This is a genomic window from Brumicola pallidula DSM 14239 = ACAM 615 (assembly GCF_000428905.1).
In the GTDB taxonomy this organism is placed as follows: domain Bacteria; phylum Pseudomonadota; class Gammaproteobacteria; order Enterobacterales; family Alteromonadaceae; genus Glaciecola; species Glaciecola pallidula.
This window is the reverse complement of the sequence record NZ_AUAV01000025.1, coordinates 74,761-92,469: the sequence shown is the minus strand read 5'-3', so window position 1 is coordinate 92,469 and position 17,709 is coordinate 74,761. Positions and strand designations below refer to the sequence as shown.

General features: G+C 42.3%; 14 protein-coding genes and 1 pseudogene. 9 read left to right on the top strand and 6 right to left on the bottom strand.

Going from position 1 to position 17,709, the window contains the following annotated elements:
• The 6 genes and pseudogenes from G399_RS0110355 to G399_RS0110330 form a co-directional block, all read left to right on the top strand.
• Positions 1–296: zinc ribbon domain-containing protein (locus G399_RS0110355; RefSeq protein WP_026843641.1), on the top strand; the 296-nt coding region annotated here is incomplete at its 5' end.
• 105 nt (positions 297–401) lie between these two features.
• Positions 402–1,766 carry a cytochrome ubiquinol oxidase subunit I gene (locus G399_RS20535; RefSeq protein WP_006014900.1) on the top strand — a complete coding sequence of 455 codons (1,365 nt, stop codon included), beginning with the start codon at positions 402–404 and terminating at the stop codon, positions 1,764–1,766.
• A pseudogene (cydB, locus tag G399_RS20530) lies at positions 1,756–2,626 on the top strand (cytochrome d ubiquinol oxidase subunit II). The gene G399_RS20535 and the pseudogene cydB overlap by 11 nt, the downstream one beginning before the upstream one ends.
• Before the next feature lie 343 nt (positions 2,627–2,969).
• The gene (locus tag G399_RS0110340; RefSeq protein WP_006014906.1) at positions 2,970–3,866 is read left to right on the top strand and encodes a DMT family transporter; all 897 of its coding nucleotides are present in this window, start codon (positions 2,970–2,972) and stop codon (positions 3,864–3,866) included.
• 428 nt (positions 3,867–4,294) lie between these two features.
• A complete protein-coding gene (locus G399_RS0110335) occupies positions 4,295–5,758 on the top strand; it encodes a carbon starvation CstA family protein (protein ID WP_006014908.1) in 1,464 nt (487 codons plus the stop codon).
• Between the two features lie 1,755 nt (positions 5,759–7,513).
• On the top strand, positions 7,514–8,386 hold the full coding sequence (locus G399_RS0110330) for an NAD(P)-dependent oxidoreductase (RefSeq protein ID WP_006014911.1): 873 nt from the start codon (positions 7,514–7,516) through the stop codon (positions 8,384–8,386).
• A 151-nt stretch (positions 8,387–8,537) separates the two neighbouring features.
• On the opposite strand, the gene G399_RS0110325 is transcribed toward G399_RS0110330, so the two are convergent.
• On the bottom strand, positions 8,538–9,971 hold the full coding sequence (locus tag G399_RS0110325; RefSeq protein ID WP_006014914.1) for a GTPase/DUF3482 domain-containing protein: 1,434 nt from the start codon (positions 9,969–9,971) through the stop codon (positions 8,538–8,540).
• Positions 9,968–11,380, bottom strand: a complete 1,413-nt coding sequence (locus tag G399_RS0110320; protein ID WP_006014917.1) for a DUF2868 domain-containing protein — start codon at positions 11,378–11,380, stop codon at positions 9,968–9,970. The genes G399_RS0110325 and G399_RS0110320 overlap by 4 nt, the downstream gene beginning before the upstream one ends.
• 291 nt (positions 11,381–11,671) lie before the next feature.
• Here G399_RS0110320 and G399_RS0110315 point away from each other — a divergent pair, with 291 nt between their 5' ends.
• Positions 11,672–12,382, top strand: a complete 711-nt coding sequence (locus G399_RS0110315) for a cytochrome b/b6 domain-containing protein (RefSeq protein WP_006014921.1) — start codon at positions 11,672–11,674, stop codon at positions 12,380–12,382.
• On the opposite strand, the gene G399_RS22285 is transcribed toward G399_RS0110315, so the two are convergent.
• On the bottom strand, positions 12,344–12,556 hold the full coding sequence (locus tag G399_RS22285) for a hypothetical protein (RefSeq protein WP_006014923.1): 213 nt from the start codon (positions 12,554–12,556) through the stop codon (positions 12,344–12,346). The two genes, G399_RS0110315 and G399_RS22285, sit on opposite strands and share 39 nt — an antisense overlap.
• Positions 12,557–12,881: 325 nt before the next feature.
• Here G399_RS22285 and G399_RS0110305 point away from each other — a divergent pair, with 325 nt between their 5' ends.
• Positions 12,882–13,511 (top strand): peroxiredoxin, encoded by a 630-nt coding sequence (locus tag G399_RS0110305; protein ID WP_006014925.1) that lies wholly within the window; start codon positions 12,882–12,884, stop codon positions 13,509–13,511.
• Between the two features lie 23 nt (positions 13,512–13,534).
• Entirely contained in the window at positions 13,535–13,729 is a 195-nt protein-coding gene (locus tag G399_RS0110300) for a YgaP family membrane protein (protein WP_006014927.1), read from the top strand.
• A gap of 237 nt (positions 13,730–13,966) precedes the next feature.
• On the opposite strand, the gene G399_RS0110295 is transcribed toward G399_RS0110300, so the two are convergent.
• From G399_RS0110295 to G399_RS0110285, 3 genes are all read right to left on the bottom strand, one after another.
• Positions 13,967–14,422 carry a sll1863 family stress response protein gene (locus G399_RS0110295; protein WP_006014929.1) on the bottom strand — a complete coding sequence of 152 codons (456 nt, stop codon included), beginning with the start codon at positions 14,420–14,422 and terminating at the stop codon, positions 13,967–13,969.
• A 40-nt stretch (positions 14,423–14,462) separates the two neighbouring features.
• Complete coding sequence (locus G399_RS0110290) at positions 14,463–14,750, bottom strand: sll1863 family stress response protein (RefSeq protein ID WP_006014931.1); 288 nt, start codon at positions 14,748–14,750, stop codon at positions 14,463–14,465.
• Between the two features lie 527 nt (positions 14,751–15,277).
• On the bottom strand, positions 15,278–17,428 hold the full coding sequence (locus G399_RS0110285) for a prolyl oligopeptidase family serine peptidase (RefSeq protein WP_006014937.1): 2,151 nt from the start codon (positions 17,426–17,428) through the stop codon (positions 15,278–15,280).
• Positions 17,429–17,709 lie beyond the last annotated feature (281 nt).

The window sequence follows — 17,709 nt, the reverse complement described above, 5'->3', positions numbered from 1 at the left end:
AGGTGGCATGGAACGGTGGTATGCTGCTTGCGGTGCCGCCGCACCACACCAGCCAAACATGCCCGTGCTGCGGGCATGTCAGTAAAGACAATCGACTCACGCAAGCACAGTTCCTGTGCGTCGATTGTGGTTATGCAAATAATGCCGATGTGGTCGGCGCGATCAATGTTTTAGAGCGAGGATATCGCTTGTTAGCCTGTGGAGAGTCGGCGCAGTCAGGCCGCTCTGTGAAGCAGGAACCCACCGAAGGTAGGGCGCAGAAGTTGCGTTCACCCGCAGGGATCCCCGCCCTTTAGGGCGGGGAGGATGTCAATTTGTTGTTAATGTACTGATCCTCAACTAATTACTAATAAGAGGTCATCAAAATACTAGAGAACTTGACTGCCGAGACACTTGCTCGAATGCAGTTTGCTTTCACTGTCTCCTTTCACATTATATTTCCCGTTTTCTCGATCGGACTTGCCAGTTTCCTAGCCGTATTGAACGGCTTATGGTTAAAGACGCGCGACGGATCCTATATACTCTTGTTTAATTATTGGAAAAAGATCTTCGCTGTTGCCTTTGGAATGGGGGTTGTATCAGGCATTGTAATGTCTTATCAATTTGTCACTAATTGGGCTGTATTTTCTGATAAAACTGGTCCGGTACTAGGCCCACTGATGGCTTATGAAGTACTTTCTGCTTTTTTCCTTGAAGCTGGATTTTGGGGGGTTATGTTATTTGGGCGTGAACGTGTGGGCGATTCTTTACACATGTTCGCTACTGGTATGGTTGCTTTCGGCACCCTGATGTCAGCTTTCTGGATCTTATCTGCAAACTCTTGGATGCACACGCCAGCGGGCTATAGCATTAATGAATTTGAACAGTTTGTGCCAGCTGACTGGTGGCTAATTGTCTTTAATCCTTCCTTTCCTTATCGTTTGGTACACATGGTGTTAGCCGCTTTTCTCACCACTGCGCTAGTTGTTGGCGGTGTAGCTGCTTTGCATCTGCTTCGCGACAAAGCCGATGGTGAAGCACGCCGCATGTTTTCAATGGCTATGTGGATGCTGATAGTAGTTGCTCCGTTACAAATCCTAGCAGGTGATTTTCATGGTTTGAATACGCTGGAACACCAACCAGCAAAGGTTATGGCAATGGAAGGGCATTATGATAGTCATTCAGAAGGTGCACCTTTTATTATTTTCGGTATACCTAATGCCGAGGAAAAGCGGATTGATTATGCAATTCAGATACCCAAACTCTCTAGTCTTCTCTTGAAGCACGACTTAAACGCTCCTCTTGCGGGTTTGGACACTATTGCCGATGAGGATGAACCGCCAGTTGCCATTGTTTTTTGGAGTTTCCGGGTGATGGTTGGATTAGGTGTGGCTATGCTAGGTCTAGGCTTATGGGGCTTTTGGAGACGGATCCGCGGTAGGCTTTATGAGGATAAATTGTTAAAATTTGCCGCGATTATCATGGGGCCAATGGGCTTTGTAGCCGTATTAGCAGGCTGGATAACAACAGAAGTGGGTCGTCAACCTTTCACCGTTTATGGTCTATTACGTACATCGGATAGCCTCTCACCGATTGCCGCGCCCGCGGTGGCAGTCTCTCTAGTGGCGTTTATTATCGTTTACTTTTTCGTATTTGGCGCAGGTACCTTTTATATCTTGCGCATGATGAGCAAACCCGCTGCAAACTCGCCCCTCGGATTAAAAGATCGTCCCATCCGCACAGTAATTGCTAACAACCAAAAATCAGGAGGCCAGCATGGAGTTTGAATTATCATTTGTTTGGGCAATGATTATCGCATTTGTAGTACTCACCTACGTAATATTGGATGGTTTCGACCTTGGTATTGGCATACTCTTTCCATTTGCCGACTCGGAACAAGATAAGTCTGTCATGATGAATAGCATAGCGCCTGTCTGGGATGGGAATGAAACATGGTTAGTAATGGGAGGAGGTGGTTTGTTTGCAGTCTTCCCGTTAGCTTATGCTGTGATCATGCCTGCTTTATATATGCCCATTATAATAATGCTGTTAGCGTTAATATTTCGCGGCGTCGCTTTTGAATATCGCTGGAGAACGGATCGTTGGAAACCTGTTTGGGATTTTGCGTTTTTTGGTGGCTCTATAACAGCAGCATTCATGCAAGGTATTGCTCTAGGAGCCCTAGTACAAGGCATCAAAATTGCTGATCGTGCTTATGCTGGTGGTTGGTGGGATTGGTTAAGTCCATTCTCAATCCTGACAGGCTGTGCCGTTGTTGTTGGTTATAGTTTGCTTGGTTCCACTTGGCTGATCATTAAGACAGAAGGAGGTATCCAAGTTAAAATGCGAGGGCTTGCTAATACTTTGCTCATGTCTATTATTTACCGGATTAAAAAAACACAAAGAGGTACAGCCATTTTTGGCTTCATTGAGCATTTTTGTGCTTAGTTTTATTGGCATCATTATTAGCTTTTATCCCAACATCGTGCCGCCTAGCCTGACAATAGTGGAAGCCGCCGCCCCCGATCCCAGCTTAAAATTCACCTTGGTAGGCACAGCGATTTTGATACCTTTGATTCTCTCCTATACCGCATATGCGTATTGGGTTTTCAGAGGAAAAGTGAAGCCTGAAGAGAGTTATCACTAATGGCAGAAAAACGATCCAAACGATTATTTTGGTTCATCTTTTTATGTATTGCAGGAGTTTCTTTACTAGCGACCATCGCTATGATTATTAAAGCGATTATTCTATAGATTAGTAACTCCAATTTAAGCCTCATTAGTTTTATGGAAGATTTCAATCAAAGACCTAGTGTATTGGATAATGATCCCATATTTGCGACTCAAGACCGCAAACATTGTGGACACCCATGTGTATACGATATTGAACAGAGCACCTGTTACCGTGGATGTGGGTCAGTAACGTCGTGAACATCTGTATAAAGTACAAGGTGATGATAAAGTTTTTGCACAAGAGAAACGGTGTTCTTATGCCTGTAGACTTCGAAACCGATCGCAGAGCAAACTTGATAGGTAGCTTCTGGATGGTTGCTGCGATGGCAGCTTTTGCTGTCGAAGACGTATTTGTCAAGGCAGTCTCAGCAAAGCTTCCTGTCGCACAAATTCTGATAATTTTTGGTCTTGGTGGCGCATTCTTGTTTGCTTGCCTAGCTATCTTTAAGAGAGAGCGCCTTTTCAGTTCAGCTGTTGTATCCCTTCCGATGCGGTTTCGTGTGCTTTTTGAGATTATTGGTCGCTTGTTTTATGTACTTGCCATTACGCTGACTCCGTTGTCATCGGCAACCGTAATTCTTCAGGCAACACCGATTGTTGTCGTTGCTGGTGCGGCACTGATCTTTCGCGAAAGAGTGGGGCGGCGAAGGTGGGCAGCGATATTTCTTGGTCTGGTGGGGGTTGTTGTTATCATTCGCCCTGGGACTGATAGTTTTTCAATACTATCGGTTCTGGCAATCTTTGGGATGCTCGGTTTTGCTGGTCGCGATTTAGCAAGCCGCGCTGCGCCGTCCTCGCTCAGCACATCGATTTTAGGCTTGTACGGATTTATTTCAGTCATCCTTGCTGGTGCTCTCTTTTCGGTATGGGAAGCGGTGCCATTCATTTATCTTGATTTAGAGACCTCGCTCTACCTTCTGGCTGCCGTGTTGTCGGGTGTTGTCGCCTATTCCAGCTTGATGAAAGCGATGCGTACCGGAGAGGTTTCAGCCGTGACTCCCTTCAGATATACGCGGTTGCTATTTGGTATTGCTTTTGGCGTTTTACTCTTTGACGAACAACTAAGTACTTCGATGCTGATTGGTTGTGGCCTGATTGTTGTATCGGGTCTATTCATTCTTTGGAGAGATAAACAAAGTATAAGTCTGAAATAGCGCCGCTTATGTTAGAGCCACTATAAGTTCATTTTCATGGGACTCTTTTCCAGAGGTAAAGAGGTCATTTACTTGTGGCGATACTTCCTCGAATAAGACAATGTATGAAAGTTGTTTCGCTTTCAACAGCAAAAGTCTGTTTTCGATAACTAGCGAGTCACTTTGAATGTCTTCGCTTTTTTAAGCGTAAAAAAAACCATTACTGTATTAACACAGGTAGGTTTCAATCCCACTGTCAAAGATGGATCAGGCAACAGTGTAGTCATCATATTAATCCATGTTATGCGTTTTTTGTTATCGTCTAGTTTGGTACTATCTCAATCTTAAATTAACGTTTTGTTAATCTATTAAACATATTCATGAATAGAATGGCGGAGTGCGTTTGTCGCGCTCTTTTTGAATTACTCTGAACAGAGATATGCGTTGTTATGATCATCTTTTTTATCTGTATCACTATATTAGTCCTGGGCTATAAATTTTATAGCCCATTCGTTGAAAAACAAGCTGGGATCGACCCCACTGCGGCCACCCCACAAACTCGCTTTAGTGAAGGTGTCGACTATGTGGCTATTCACCCAGTTAAAGCTTTTTTAATTCAGTTTTTAAATATTGCTGGTGTTGGGCCTATTTTTGGGCCTATTTTTGGCGCACTTTATGGCCCGATTGCCTTAGTATGGATTGTGCTCGGCAACGTTTTAGGCGGCGCTGTTCACGATTATTTCTCTGGTGTGATGAGCGTTAAAGAAGACGGTAAAAGTCTACCCGAAATTGCTGGGCATTATTATAACGTAGTGTTTAAAGCTTTTATGTTGATATTTACCGCCATGTTGCTGTTTTTTGTTGGAGTGGTGTTTATCATGAGCCCCGCGGGTTTGTTGAGTAACTTGGATTATTTTAAAGACACTTTTTTAGCTAATAATACCTTTTGGGTATTAGTGATTCTGGGTTATTACTTTTTAGCCACTTTATTACCGATAGATAAAATCATCACTAAATTTTACCCAATTTTTGGTGGTTTGATGATAGTGATGACCTCACTTATTGCTATATCTCTGCTGATCAACGCGCCACATTTACCCGTTACTGGGGATTTTTTAGCTTATTTTACCGCCGATCATGCCCATAATTTTTTAGAACCGAACCCGGATGGGTTACCTATTTGGCCGTTGCTATTTATCACGATTACATGCGGGGCCATCAGTGGTTTTCACTCCACCCAAGCACCTATCATTGCCCGCTGCCTAACAAACGAAAAATATGTGCGCCCGGTGTATTACGGCGCCATGGTATGTGAAGGTGCAGTGGCTTGTGTTTGGGCCTTGGCGGGCATTGCGGCTTTCCCTGATGGCTATGCTGAACTTAAAACCATGCTCGATGCAGGCGGGCCAGGGTTGGTGGTTAACCATATTGCCAACAGTTACCTCGGTGTATTTGGCGGCATTATGGCGATTATTGCTGTTGCTGTTTTCCCCATCACATCTGGCGATACGGCTTTTCGTTCACTGCGTTTAACGATGGTTGATGCGTTTAATATTCCGCAAAGTTTACGTAACCGTATGTTGTTAGCCGTACCTATTCTTACCATTGCTTATTTTATGACTAAGCTGGATTTCACCGTGATTTGGCGTTATTTCGCCTTTTCTAATATGTTGTTATCTACTAGCGTATTGTGGCTAGCCACTAAATACCTATTTGACCGAGGTACGTTTCATTGGATTGCCAGTATTCCGGCTGTGATCGCTACCGCTGTGACGGTTTCATATATTATGACCGCGGCCATTGGCTTCAATCTGTCGTCTGACCTGGGTAAACCAATTGGTGCTGTTGTGGCAGTGATTGGTTTGGTATTGCTGGTACTTACACATAGCAAACGTAAGACACGAGCTGCTTAGCTCAAGCGATTAAAGAATGGGTTAACCCGCGACTTGGGCACAAAACATAATGCATAAAAAAAGCAAACATGATGCCACCTCCTACAGTTAAATAAGTAGTGGGTGTCCGTCTTACCAAAAGGGCTCATACGGTCTACTGTAGCGACCGCCCAGAAAAGCTCTTTCAACACAAATTAACTACATATCTAGCAGTCTAAATAGTCCTCTTGAATATCTAACTAAAAACATAGGTAGCCACAATAATTGAATTAACGGCATACATAATTCTGTTAGTGATTGTGATAATTTTCCACTGAAAGAGACTGCCAAGGAATATTATCAGCCGAACATACCTGTGAATTTGAAGAGTATTAGCAGTCCAAGTAAGCCTCAGCTAATTAAATGAAATAACCTTAATCTATTGTGCACGTGGCCTTTTATCTTCTTTTATTAGTCAATTAATTACTAAATTCAATACTTCTTCAAAAACACTATTCAAATTATCCTAGTGCAATGGTTTACCGGTATTCAGTGGCAGCATAATTAGGATGGTCGCCAAATTTGGGGCAGGGGAACACAAACTCAATGTTTTCCTATATCGCATAACAACACTACCTATAAATCAGTCGAGCACTGTTAACTACCGTTATCTTTTAGCTTTACCAATTAAGGTTAAAACGCTTGCTTCACCCAAACTATTAGTGGATTGCCATCAGCGGGCTGCGTAAGCGTATCAATCAATGAGGGCCAAAAGGCATCATCACGTATGCGTAATATTTATAAATTTTGTAGTGATGTCTGATTTAGACTATGTATTTGACGAGTTTTAATTTGATTAAATATTAAATCACGTGTCTTTCTTTCAACTTTGAACAAACACAACATCAAAGAACAGGGAAATGGTTCTATCCTCAATTAACTACTTTGCAGAAGACCTTAACCAGTCGATATAATCTTTGACACCATCAAGTCCATTATTCAAAACCAATTTCTTTTTTTTAGGTCCAGCAAAACAAAATAAACCCACTAATAGAATATCTAACAACACATTACTCTCACGAGCCTTCTAAATTTCACCAAACACACTTAGTTTAGGGGGTAGGGACTGTTTGCATAATCTAGGTGCGGTAGACAGTAATCTAGTTCTGGATTAGAAACGACACGACAAGGGCCTGTGAATAACATTGTGTATATATTATCAATTTAACATAATATACATTATACGCAATTGTGTATAGTTATCCAGAATAGTGGATAACTATATTTTGTGTCTAATTTACGAATTTAGGATGATTTGAAATGACGCTTCTACGTTCATTAAACCGTATGCTTACCTTGAATCGAGAATTCTATTCAATCTAAGACACCAAAAACTCAATACATTAGAAATAAAATTAACGCAACTATATGTATTCAATCGGGTTTTAAATATTTAAGGAATAATTATGAATGGTCTAACTTGTTGGCTACCTTGAGTTCTACAACCAAACCAATAAAATATATTCCGATAATCAATATTCTGAAATAAATTCTTGGCCCATTGCTGTGCGCATCTTCGATTACTTTTCTTTATCGATAGTTGTAATCAACATTATTAAATATGTATCCGTTTGGCACATACTATTAATTCATGACACCGAAATGCATTTGGATACATGTGACAGGAACAAATTGATTCTTTTAATAAGCTGAAAGACTCAACAATAATAGATACTATGGGCAAACTGCACACAAATAAGTAAAGTGGCCAATGCCGCTATTTAACGAGGAATAATGATGAGTATAAATGTCGCATTTATTGGGTTGGGCGCTATGGGTTATCCTATGGCCGGTCATTTATCAAATGCCGGATTTAATACCACTGTCTACAACCGCACAGAGGCAACGGCAACGAGTTGGGTCAATGAATATGCCAAAGGATCGTTAAAAGTAACGCCAAGATTAGCCGCGATAGAAGCAAACGTGGTTTTACTGTGTGTTGGCAACGACGATGATGTTAGGTCTGTAGTGTATGGAGAAGACGGTGTTTTAGCTGGCATGTCAGCTGGTGATATACTTATTGACCACACCACGACTTCCGCAGAACTTGCTCGTGAATTGTTTCAAGCTGCTAACGATTTGGGAATACAGTTCTTAGATGCGCCGGTCTCAGGTGGCCAAGCCGGCGCTCAAAATGGAAAGTTGACTGTAATGCTTGGCGGCAATGAGCAGACATATGATGCGGTTATTCCATTGTTGAATTGTTATTCACAAAAGCATCAATTGATGGGGCTTAGTGGTAGTGGTCAATTAACTAAAATGGTCAATCAAATTTGTATTGCGGGCATTGTGCAAGGATTATCAGAAGCACTTCATTTTGCTGGTAAAGCTGGACTTGATCCAACACAGGTTGTCGATGTTATTTCTAAAGGTGCTGCCCAGTCTTGGCAAATGGAAAATAGATCAAGCACCATGATTAAAGGCGAATTCGACTTTGGTTTTGCCGTTGATTGGATGAGAAAGGATTTAGGCATTGTATTAGATGAAGCAAAAACTAACGGTGCAAACTTGCCTATCACCGCATTAGTTGATCAGTTTTATGGTCAAGTACAAGCCAACGGTGGTCGACGCTTTGACACATCGAGCTTAATTACACTACTCAATAAATAGTCTATTTCTTAAACTATGCAGCGCAAATAAAAAGCCCCTAATAAAAGTGTTCGGGGCTTATTGTTTAAAATATCTATCGCTGCAACCCAAGCTCCATAGTACTACCAGAGGTCTCTCAACTTCAATTTTAGGCGTAAAACCATAATTATAGTTAAATATCGGCTTTCGTGAGCCAATCTTCATAAACCGCGATGCATTTCTCTAGCGCCTCATGGAATTTATTCTGCAGACTTTCGTCTAAGCTCTGCTGTTTGCGGCTTTTGTCCAAGGTTTTCTGGATAATTTTGCGGCTTTCTTTATCTAAGCCTTCTATCCAATGATTATCTGCAGGTATTAAATCAAGCATATCCCTTCCCGCATGATTGCGATGACTGATGTGCCACCAGTGATCAACGGCACGCCCTAAAACCACATAAGCAAATTGGCTGTCTTGTACGGGACCAAAAGTGGCCGTTTTGAGGCCATTGTTAAGCAGCCCAATTTTTAGCGCGGGTAATAGCAATTTGCCTCCATAGTAGTAACTTCCTGCAGCACCGAGTAAGCCGCCTAAAAGCGCTCCGGTGCCAAACGATGAGCCAAAAGTTAACGCGTCTATGCCAACACCGCTTAGCGCACCGGCACCAAATCCTGCAGTGGCCAAGTATCGTTTACTTACCGCCCAATGATTGCGGCTATCCTCTGAAAATAGGTCATTATCGCTGTGCCATTGAAGTTCAGCCTCTTGCCTGCGAATACGCTGATGTTGATATAAATGCTCAATGTCTATCCGAAGCGTTTGTTCACGCATTCGTTGCCGCTGATACCAACTTGTCCTTAATTCTTCTGCAAGACTATTGTCGATTGTGCTTGTGGATTGATTATTTGCTAAGGTACGCTTTGCTTGGTAAGACATCATATCGATCAACGCTTTAGCAATAATGCCAGCCGATTGATATTGTCTTTGCTGACGCTGTTTAGATAGAAACTGTGTGGCATTTTCCAGTGTTTTTTCCCAGTCAGGTTCCAACTGTCCAAATGCACGCAACAGGCTTAAGTGCTGTTCAAATGGTGCTCGCACAGCGTCAAACTTTCGCACTACTTGAAAAAACTGACCTAATGCCGCCTGCCAAGTATCACTGTAATCGTCGGTACCAATGGTATTGATTAACGCTAAGCTAGGCCTACCACTCCATCGTAAAATAGTCATTTCAGCCTCGTGCTCAGCGCTATAAGGCACAGAGCCATCGACTACATAAATAATCCCTGCACCGTCAATTAATGGCGTAAGCAACTCGCATTCATCATTAAAGCGTTCGTCACTTTTATGCTGTACCACAAATGCTCGAAGCGTTTCGCTATGATCTGACGCAGAAACACTGTGAGCTTCTAGCCACTCTAATACACGCCTAGGTCGCTGAAAACCGGGGGTGTCTATCAAAGTATAAAGTGTTTTTCCATCAACTTTTAATGGATAAGCTTGCCGTGATCTCGTGGTCCCCGGTTCTAGCGCAATTGCAATAGCATCGTTTTGCGATAGCGTAGCCACTATGCTAGATTTTCCTTTATTTGGATGGCCTACCACAGCAAAGTTGGGTGCACTTTTCATTCTTTAGGTCCTTCCTGAATAGTGGAACTAAGGTGATCTAAACTCATAATACTTACGGACACAAACTTTGCTGGAATGCGACAAGCAAACCTAAGCCACGGTAGCAATTGATGCTGCTCAGGTTGCAGTGCAGTGTTAGTAGCTAGCGGCACTAATACCAATCGAGAACCTTTTGGCCAGCGCTCTTGCGCTCTGGTGATGAAGTCTTCCAACTCCCCAGTAGGAGGTTCCCAACTGCGAGTAGCTAGCAGCACGCTACGATTCGATTCCTGTGCAAGTTTTGTCGCCACTTGCTCCAAGGTACTTTGATCTTCTGACAATTTTACTCTTCCGCCTATTTTTGCCAGCATACTTTTTGAATGAGTCAGATATATTGGCAGTTCTGAATCGCCAGCCCCTGCCCAACTCAACAAAATACTGGCTTTTGGTAATGGCGTGAGCGCCAATTGAGTTTTAAGATCAGGCAAGTCTAAAGCATCGTTATGTTCGTTACCGGTGTCGAGGGTTTCAGTTTCCATGCGATACATCAATTCGCGCATTGCTGGATGCTTGCCTAATAGTTGCCGCGATTTGCGTCGGATCAAGACCCCAGCTACCAAATATAAAATTAAACGAGGCAGCAATGCCCACGTTGTCCAAAGCATAGCAATAAAAGGCCACCATTGGCCCCATAGCGCAGGGTCTGTATCGCCTTGACTGCCACTAGCACGAAAAAATCGAGTGGCTTCTACCAATCCTAGTTCAGGCGCAGCCGCCGGCCAAAGCCAAGCCCAGGGCGCCGAAATCACTGCAATGATTGCGTGATAAGCACTAGCATTAGTCTCCAATGTTGTACTCCAGCCGAATGCAAGGTCTTGCAGTAGCACCATAACTAATAGGCTTATTAAGCCTGCTAATGCAAAGCACAAGCCTCCCATGTGTGCTGATCGTGCCATCAGCACTGGCTGAACATGTGATACAATTTCTGACTGCGAATGGCTGCCAAAACGTTGCAGTAAGGAGCGCCATGGTTGCCAGCCGACCAATGATTGAACGGTGGTGAGCAGCGCCAATAAGAGCTGAAAAGCGACAAAGGCAATAATAACCGTAATGTTAATACGCTGACCGCCATCATAAAACAGTAAAGCGAGCATGCTCAATAGGCCAAATAGTGCGCCTAAAGCAACAAAGCCATTGTTAACTCGCCGCCAGAAACGCAGCAGTTTGGTTGATTGATTTAATTCAGGATCTGAGTCGCTAAAACGATTTATATAGGCAATCCAACGCTGAGGGCTGGGTTTTACCCCCTGCTCTTCACAGGTAAGAGCAAACTTGCGATCGCGTCTGTGCAGAAATACAGAGGCCTGCCCGTTATCTCTTTGGGCGCAGCCATCAAAATCTAGCAGCAGGCGAAGAGAGCGATCTGTCATTATTTGTTCCGATAATCAATTCAGCGTTTGCGGGAGTCGAAGAATAAACGATGTACTTACTATATTCAACCGATGTTGAATTGCTTAAGTCTACACTATGATATCAATCAGAAAGCATCGATAGCTTACTTACTAAACACTTTACCGCCAATCATTTTAAACGCTGCATTGAGTGGCCCTCATTAACGTCTCTCTGGCAAAGATAGTATTAGTGCTTCAGATCAATGTATCTAATAGCGATACGTTTTACACTCTTTGAGCGGCGTGCTTCCTAAATACAACGAGGTGAACATGAATAACCAATTCCAACAAGTTTATGTATGGAGTAGATATTTAAGACTCTTCCATTGGCTGAATGTGTTGGCAATTACGATACTATTAATTCTAGGCTTAATTATTTTCAATGCGAAGACTTTGGGCGTAAGCGTAGACGGTAAAATTTTGCTTAAAACCATTCATGTCATAACGGGTTATGTGTTTGCCAGCAATTTACTGTTAAGGCTAGTGATGGGTTTTTGTGGTAAAGGATACGAACGCTGGCGTGAAACCTTACCTTTTGTTAAAGGTTTTACTAAGGAGTTAGCCGACCTTAAGCACCATCCTCACAAAAAATATAAAGGACACAACCCACTAGGTAAGTTGATGGTAGGCGCATTATTGCTATCAATGTGTGTGCAAATGGTTAGCGGTTTAGTTATAGCAGGTACTGATATTTACTATCCGCCCTTAGGCCAATATTTTGCTGAAGGTATCGCGGTTGATAGCAGTAAAATTGACCTCATTAAGCCTTATTCTAAAGAAAATGTTGATGAAAAAGCCTACCAAGCAATGCGCGAAATTCGAGCACCTTTTATCACTGCACATGTTTATGCTTTTTATACGCTTTTACTCTTGATCCCGTTGCATATTATCGGGGTTATTATAAGCGAGCGTAAAGAGAAAACAGCGCTGGTTTCGGCAATGCTAAATGGCTATAAATACCTTCCTAATAAAGAGGATTAAGACGAATATCGGTATCAATGAGATTGAAGTGGTCAATGCATTCGTAAGTTCTTGCATCCCTTGGTTATCCAATAAGTCTTTGACTACCCCCTCTTCACCATTTGCTATGGCGGTTTCCAAAGCCATAAAGTTTGCAATACCGTGTTCATTTTTATCAGTTTTGTTAGGTTCCATTTATTTTCCCTTCACTAACTTGAATATTATGGGTTTGTCATAGTTATTAACATCCACATGGTTTTTTTATGTATACGCATTCGGTCAGACACCAGAAAAGCGCTTGGTTCATTTCAACAATGTGCGTTATCTGACCCTACATACTCAGTAACACCTACACTTTTTGAAATTAGGGATAACCGATACTTATGTGTGGAAACCCCTAATTTCTCATCGCTGATTCATATTATAGGCTTAGTGAGATCTGAATTCGCATTCGTCGTAAAAAATTGGCTGAAAGCTCTATTTGGAACCTATATTTTAAAACCCATAGATGGAGATTTACATGGCATTACATATTGGCGACACAGCCCCAGATTTCACAATTGAAAGCACTAAGGGCGAGATTAATCTTCATGACTGGATTGGTAGTTCTTGGTGCTTTTTCTTCAGTCATCCCGCTGACTTTACTCCGGTTTGCACCACCGAAATAGGCCGCACCGCGATGCTTGCGAAAGAGTTTGAAGGTCGCAATACGAAGCCTCTAGGTCTGTCCACAGATTCTGTGGAAGAACACAAAAAGTGGATACTAGATGTTGATGATACCCAGCACACTACTGTTGAATTTCCGATTGTTGCTGATTTGGACAAAAAAGTGGCGCAACTTTACGAAATGATCCACCCGAATGAGAGTAGTACTGAAGCAGTACGCTCTGTTTTCATCATAGATCCAAGCAAAAAAATCCGCCTGATGATGACCTACCCTATGAATGTAGGTCGCAACTTCGACGAGGTATTGCGTGCCATTGACGCGCTGCAATTCGCCGACAAACACGACGTTGCCACCCCAGCAGACTGGAAAACAGGAGACAAAGTCATCATTCCCCCAAGCATCTGCAACGAGGAAGCTAAAAAGAAATTTCCGCAAGGCTGGAACGAAATTCGTTCTTATCTGCGACTAACCAAGGTGGCCTAAGGCTGCTATTAAGGAGAAGCACCATGAAAATCAATGAAGGCAAACTGGACCGCAATTTACGCATGAGCACCGGTCTGATACTGATCGGACTAGCCGCTACTGGCATAATAGGTCTGTGGGGCTATATCGGCGTTATTCCGCTGCTAACTGGCGCCATAGGCATATGCCCTATCTACTCGCTCCTTGGCAAGAATACCTGTCCGGTGGGTACTCGCTGAACTTGATCGCAGTGCATGCGGTGTATCAGAAAACACCGGGCAGGTCTCTTGCTTGGGCTGGCTTTAGAGGAAACTGTTGACACCGTAAATATTAAGGCCAATGGTTAAAAGACCCCGAATAGTTTAAGAGGTGATGCAAAACACTGGTCGCTTAGTTCGTGGTGTGCAGCACTTGCACACAATCACCTCTGTTACCTGTTTTGTCTGCAGTTTCACTTAGCATCTTCGAGGTACTTTCTATTGTTCAGCTTCAAATTCTTTTTTAGCCTTTTCCCATGCAACATTAAGAGCGCTATATGCACCTGAAAACCCGGTCTTCATTTCACCCCAGGCATCGTTAGAACTGCTTTTTAATCGCCCGTACCACTCGGCAACAACTATCCTTTGCCTACGCAATGATTTCAAACTGGTGCGGGCGTTTTTACGGGCAGCCTCATTCATCTTATCCCAATTATCGTCACTACTTGTTTCCAGTGCATCAATGCGTTTATCTAGATCATCCAAAGCCGCCTTCGTCTTCTTAATTGCTTCTTCTTTCCTATCAGCGGTGTAGCCTTTGAGCGTATGAATCAAGTCCTGCGTTTCTTGCTTTACTTCCTCTATCGATGTCTTATCAGTGGTTGTTTTCGCATGTAAAACGGGTGTGATAACGATTATGCCAGTCAGCATACATGCACAAGTATTAAATTTCATGTGTTACATCCTTTCTCAATAGCTATCGTAATCATGATGTTTAATTGAATCTCGACGCCGCTGTTTTCAGCGCATTGCCAAACGAGTTTCTCGCACTATCCATACCCGCTTTGAGATCTTCCCATGCCCCGTCACTAGCGTCCTCAATCTCGTTAAGTTTATTGGTTGCTACGTCTTGCATTGACCGCAATTCGTTGATCTGTCTGTAATATTCCAACTGTGCATCAGCTTGGGCCACATCCGCTTTCGCTTTAAGTTTTTTGATTTGTGCCGCCCACTCATTTAATTGTGCCTGTTGTTTCTGTTCGTATGCCTTTTTAGTACTCATGATTATTTCCCTTTGTTTTAGGTTAAAACTGTATTGTGTCACTCTTTACTTTGCCAATTATCTCGATTTGCAAGGTCTGATTGTTCGCGCTGATGGTTCCCCCAAGTGTCTGTGCATTATACAACTATATGGGCCAAGGCTCTGCGCGTTAGCGCACCATCTTTACGCACAATTTCTAGAGATACTGTTTCTTCATCCTTAACGGGTTGGCGCTCGACGACACCGAAGTTATATTGATGGCAGTACTGGCCAGAGCTAAGCAATTTACCAAACTAGGGGTGCAAGATACCTGCCGTAACGGGCACACCAAGGAAGTAGGATACGTGCCAACCGAGTGTTAGATTCTTTGAGCGAGTTTCCACTTGTGATTTCTCAATAAAATAGTAACTACTGACCAGTTTATCATTATGAACAAAAATCATACGATGTATTTTTCGATATTTATGCTTAATTTTTTAATACGCCCCCCATAATCTTGAGTTTTTTCGAGGAAACCAAAGCTTAAAAAAATAATGTTTGTCTCTCCATTAATCTTTTAACTGCTGACTCAGGAACGTATATTCAAGAGCGCTGCGTTTTGCGACTTCCGTCAAATTAGCTGAAGCTGAATGCCCGCCGTCTATATTTTCATAATATTCGAAGGTATGTCCATATTGTTCTAATACGTAAGCCATCTTTCTTGCGTGGGCTGGATGAACACGATCGTCTTTTGTTGAAGTTACAAAAAATATTGGAGGATACTCTTCTTCTTTATCAATATTATGAAGTGGAGATATGGTTTCCAAAAACATTCTCTCCTCAGGAATATCAGGACTTCCAAATTCGCCAACCCAAGAAGCACCGGCAAGTAATTTGTGATATCGCAGCATATCGAGCAATGGCGCTTGGCAAACAACCGCATTCCAAAGGTCTGGCCGTTGGTTATACATCACCCCCACTAATAAGCCGCCATTAGACCCTCCCATTACGCCTAAACGTCTTGGCGATGTTATCTTTTTCTCAATGAGTGACTCAGCTACTGCAATCATATCGTTGTAAATCACTTGCCGATTTGTTTTTAAACCGGCTTGGTGCCACTTAGGACCAAACTCGCCTCCACCTCTGATATTTGCTGAAACATAAACCCCACCCTGCTCTAACCATAATTTGCCACGAATACCCGAGTAGCTTGGCGTTAGTGAAACCTGAAAGCCGCCATAGCCATAAAGCAATGTTGGATTTGAGCCATCGTAAACAATATCTTTTTTACGAATAACAAAATACGGTACTTTTACCCCATCTTTAGAGGTTGCTTGAAATTGTTCAACGATCAAATCGGATGCATCAAATCTAGCTGGAGAGCTTTTAGCAACAGTGATCTTACTGCTATTAAGGTCAACCTTAAATAAGGTATCAGGCGATATAAAACTCTCTTGATTGATAAACGTAATATCACTATCGTCATTCGCAGAAATAATACTTACAGTGCCGTTCTGCGGTAAATCTAACTTGGTTGATCCCCACTCGTCCTGATAATCAAACACATATACGTTGCCAACGACATTCTCAGTAATTGATAACAATACTTTCGACTTTGTAATTGATACACGCGAAATAGTCGATTTAGCGTTTGGTTGGTAAACCAATTTCGCGTTAGTAATAGTGTTAGATTTCATCCATTCAGCCATATCAAATGAAACTAAGCTACCGTTAGTAAAAGACACAGAAGTACCACTGGGGTGCCAATCATCTTTTAAATTTACGAGAAGTTGGTCTTTAAATATACCCACGGGATTACTTTTCTCTGGTATGGGCAGTAATTGTGTTTGCTCATCATCTTTTAACCAATAGTACTGACTCTTAAAAATGCTTGTTGAGCGGTATCCCATTAATATTTCTGAATCACCATCTAGATTTAATGAGAACGCGCCCGCCGAAGCGTCAGTCTTTTCTCCTCTAAATATTTCTGTAGCCTCAGCCAAGGTCTGTCCGCGTTTCAGCAATTTCGTAATATACGGATAACCACTTTCAGTTAGCGTGTCATCACCCCAGTCTGTGCCTACGACCAATGTATCCTTATCCAACCATGAAATGCTGCTTTTTGCTTCAGGGATGTAAAAACCGCCCTCTACAAACCGCTTGGTTGCGTGGTTCCATTCTTTCAATTCCTTCGCATCTTTGCCGCCATCAGAAAGAGACATCATGCACATATCATAATTCTTGTCGTAACAAGTTGAGCCTTTGTAGACCCAGTTTTTATTCGCGGACACAGCTAATTTATCTAAATCAAAAATCGTTTCCCAAGCAGAATCTTCACTTTCATATTGTTCCAATGAGGTGCGCCTTAAAACACCTCTTACTTGCTCCGCAGTTTGCCAATAGTTATACACGTATCCGCCATAATAGCGGCCATACGGGATCTTATCGGTCGCATTCACAATGCCTAACGCATCGTTTCTATATTGGTCAAAACGCTCGTCATTCATTAATTTGTCAAGTGTTGTTTTATTCCACTCATTAACTTTAGCGAGAGCTTGCCCTCCTTCAACTTCTTCTAACCACAAAGGTGCTATTTCTTCAGCTGCAACCATGCTGCTACTTTTATCAGAATCCGTGTTTGACTCTTCTTTGGCCTTTTCATGTGAACAAGCAAACAAGAATGTGCTTGTGACCAAGAGTGCTAATAAACGATTGTTCATTTAGTTTGTCCTTTTAGCATGGTTAACTTTTTTATATTTATCATTGCGTTGTATTGGTAAAAAACGCAACGATTTTTAAGAGGCAGTACCAGCGCTATAAGATACTAATATCGACTTGCAAGTTCAAATTAAAATACAAGCGGTGTTAAAAACAGTTGAATAACTCATTACTTATTAATATTGCAAATATATTTAATTGCTTTCATTAATAGCAAATAGATATAGTTGCAATTTATATTTGCAAACATAATCGTTTGCATTTACAGTTGTGGCATTCATTG

Bases quoted from the DNA above. Each gene is read 5' to 3' on its own strand.
- G399_RS20535 (WP_006014900.1), top strand. From the start codon at position 402: ATGCAGTTTGCTTTCACTGTCTCCTTTCACATTATATTTCCCGTTTTC.
- G399_RS0110340 (WP_006014906.1), top strand. From the start codon at position 2,970: ATGCCTGTAGACTTCGAAACCGATCGCAGAGCAAACTTGATAGGTAGC.
- G399_RS0110335 (WP_006014908.1), top strand. From the start codon at position 4,295: ATGATCATCTTTTTTATCTGTATCACTATATTAGTCCTGGGCTATAAA.
- G399_RS0110330 (WP_006014911.1), top strand. From the start codon at position 7,514: ATGAGTATAAATGTCGCATTTATTGGGTTGGGCGCTATGGGTTATCCT.
- G399_RS0110325 (WP_006014914.1), bottom strand. From the start codon at position 9,971: ATGAAAAGTGCACCCAACTTTGCTGTGGTAGGCCATCCAAATAAAGGA.
- G399_RS0110320 (WP_006014917.1), bottom strand. From the start codon at position 11,380: ATGACAGATCGCTCTCTTCGCCTGCTGCTAGATTTTGATGGCTGCGCC.
- G399_RS0110315 (WP_006014921.1), top strand. From the start codon at position 11,672: ATGAATAACCAATTCCAACAAGTTTATGTATGGAGTAGATATTTAAGA.
- G399_RS22285 (WP_006014923.1), bottom strand. From the start codon at position 12,556: ATGGAACCTAACAAAACTGATAAAAATGAACACGGTATTGCAAACTTT.
- G399_RS0110305 (WP_006014925.1), top strand. From the start codon at position 12,882: ATGGCATTACATATTGGCGACACAGCCCCAGATTTCACAATTGAAAGC.
- G399_RS0110300 (WP_006014927.1), top strand. From the start codon at position 13,535: ATGAAAATCAATGAAGGCAAACTGGACCGCAATTTACGCATGAGCACC.
- G399_RS0110295 (WP_006014929.1), bottom strand. From the start codon at position 14,422: ATGAAATTTAATACTTGTGCATGTATGCTGACTGGCATAATCGTTATC.
- G399_RS0110290 (WP_006014931.1), bottom strand. From the start codon at position 14,750: ATGAGTACTAAAAAGGCATACGAACAGAAACAACAGGCACAATTAAAT.
- G399_RS0110285 (WP_006014937.1), bottom strand. From the start codon at position 17,428: ATGAACAATCGTTTATTAGCACTCTTGGTCACAAGCACATTCTTGTTT.